Raw genomic sequence first — 2,256 nt, forward strand, 5'->3', positions numbered from 1 at the left:
CGGGTCGTCCTCTCCATAGACATACGTGGTGTAGAGGTTGGTGTAGGCCCACTGGGTGGTCACTTCGTAGAGCCGCCCGGAAATTTCGTTATTGATCCAGATGCTGACGTCTTCGTTGAGCTCGCCGCGCTGGAACGCGGCTTCGCCGTCGTCGGTCGTCGAGTTTTCATCCCAGGTGCTATCCCTCAACCACACCCCGTAATACTTGGAGCGGATGTCCTGACTGTACGACAGGGTATTATCCCGATTCATGCGGTAATAGGCGTTCGCCTTCAGGTTTACGGATGCGGACCCCGGCTTTGAGATCGAAATCTCCTGGCCCCCGGCATTCGCCACGACGGCCGCGACTATAAAAACAACTGACTTTTTCATCTTTTTAGGTTCCTGCTTGTTCCTGTGCAATGGTGTGGTGGTACACGCTTGGTTATTGGATATATAACGGGTTCAACGACGAATATTGATTCAATTATGGTTACCGTGATGTAACCGACGCCGGCAGGGATAAACGGAAGGCGGTTTCGGCGGGATCGGCATCGATCAGCTCCAATTTTCCGCCATGGGCCTGCGCGATTTCGCGGGCGATGGAAAGGCCGAGCCCGGTGCCGTCGACCTTGCGGTTGTGGGCCGAATCGGCGCGGTAGAACCGCTCGAAAATCCGTTCGCGCTCCGCCGGGAGAATGGGAGCCCCGCGGTTCGAAATGGTCAGTTGCACCCATTCGCCCTTCCGTTTCAAGGCGACGGTGATGGGCGGTTCGCCCAGACTGTATTTCACCGCATTCCCGACCAGGTTGTGCATCACCAGCTCCAGCATCCGCCGATCGCCTTCGACCTCGATCGCGGGATCGATGCGGGCAACGGTCCGCTGCCGGGAATCCAGCGCCTCGATATCGTCGACGGCCTCCGAGACCATCGCCGAGAAATCCAGCGGTTCGCGCTGGAGCGGCATGTTCCCGGAATCGGCCTGCGCCAAGATCAGCAGGTTGCGGATGATGCCGTCCAACCGCTGGACCTCGTCGAGCAAATCCACGCAAAGGGTTTGGGAGGGCGACCCGTCCGGGGCCTTTCGCAAGGCGGTTTCGAGTTGCGCGTGCAGGATGGTGAGCGGGGTTTTAAGCTCGTGCGCGGCATTGGCACTGAAGCGCGCCGCCTGGCCGAAACTCCGCTCCAGCCGGCCGAGCATTTCGTTGATGGTGTCGATCAGCTGCCGGAACTCGGGATCGGCCTTAACCACGCCGATACGCTCATCCAGATGCCGGGCACTCACTTTGCGGGCCGTATGGACAATGGCGTTGACCGGGCGCAAGGCCAACTTCGCCAGCAACCAGCCGCTCCCAATCAGCAGTAACAACGCCAACGGGGCCGACAGCAGCAGCTTGGACCGGAACTCGCCGATTTCGGCATTCAGCGGTTCGAGCCCCATTCCAATCAGCACGCGCAGATCGGGATTGCACACGGCCATCATCCGGTAGGTCCCCACGGTTTCGAAGATCGCGCGGGAGATGGGGAGCTCCGGATGCATCCCGCGCCGCCCCGCCGCTTCCGGCAAATTCGGATTCGCCCGTTCGGCGAAAAAGAGGGAAACGAAGGCTTCGTCGAGGATCGCTTCCCCGTCGTATCCCTTGGGCCAGTCCCCCGACTCGATCATGATGTTGCCGTCGTAGTCCGTCATCCGGAAGACCAGCGTTCGGCCGGGCACCTCCCGCCCCACCGACGCCATCCGGTCCCCGACCCGCTCCTCCAGATCGATCTGCCGCGGGTGGCGCAACTGGTCGCCGAGGCTCGCACGCAGTTCGGCATCGGTGCGCTCCAGCCCAACCCGATAGGCCATCCGCAAAAAATATACGCAATAGCCCGTCAGCAAAACCCCGAACAGCGGAACGCTGTAAAGCGCCAACTTTAGTTTGAACGAGCCTGGCACCGGCCGGCCTCCGCATTGAAGCGATAGCCCGTGTTGCGAACCGTTTGGATGAAGCTGTCGCCGTCGCGATCAATCTTCTCGCGGATGCGGCGGACGCAAACCTTGACCAAGCTCGTCTGCGGATCAAACCCATAGCCCCAGACATACTTCAACAGCTGCGAGCGCGTGAACACCTTGTTCGGCGACCGCATCAGATATTCGAGCAGCCGAAACTCGCGCGGGGCAAAGAATATTTTTTCATCGCCATACCGCGCCTCGCGGGTCACGAGGTTGAGCATCAACGGCCCCGCGTGCAACACGCTGTTGCGGCGGGTTACGGCATTGATGCGCGCCAGCAG

General features: G+C 60.5%; 3 protein-coding genes. All 3 read right to left on the reverse strand.

What is annotated here, in order from left to right:
• The coding region (locus ABYO54_RS16015) for a hypothetical protein (protein WP_372809233.1) at window positions 1–372 on the reverse strand (372 nt) is incomplete at its 3' end.
• Window positions 373–472: 100 nt separating this feature from the next.
• A complete protein-coding gene (locus ABYO54_RS16020; protein ID WP_372809234.1) occupies window positions 473–1,918 on the reverse strand; it encodes a sensor histidine kinase in 1,446 nt (481 codons plus the stop codon).
• Window positions 1,897–2,256: winged helix-turn-helix domain-containing protein (locus ABYO54_RS16025; RefSeq protein WP_372809235.1), on the reverse strand; the 360-nt coding region annotated here is incomplete at its 5' end. The genes ABYO54_RS16020 and ABYO54_RS16025, both read right to left, overlap by 22 nt.

Origin of the sequence: Pontiella sp. (assembly GCF_041622395.1) — a bacterium.
Classification (GTDB): Bacteria; Verrucomicrobiota; Kiritimatiellia; order Kiritimatiellales; family Pontiellaceae; genus Pontiella.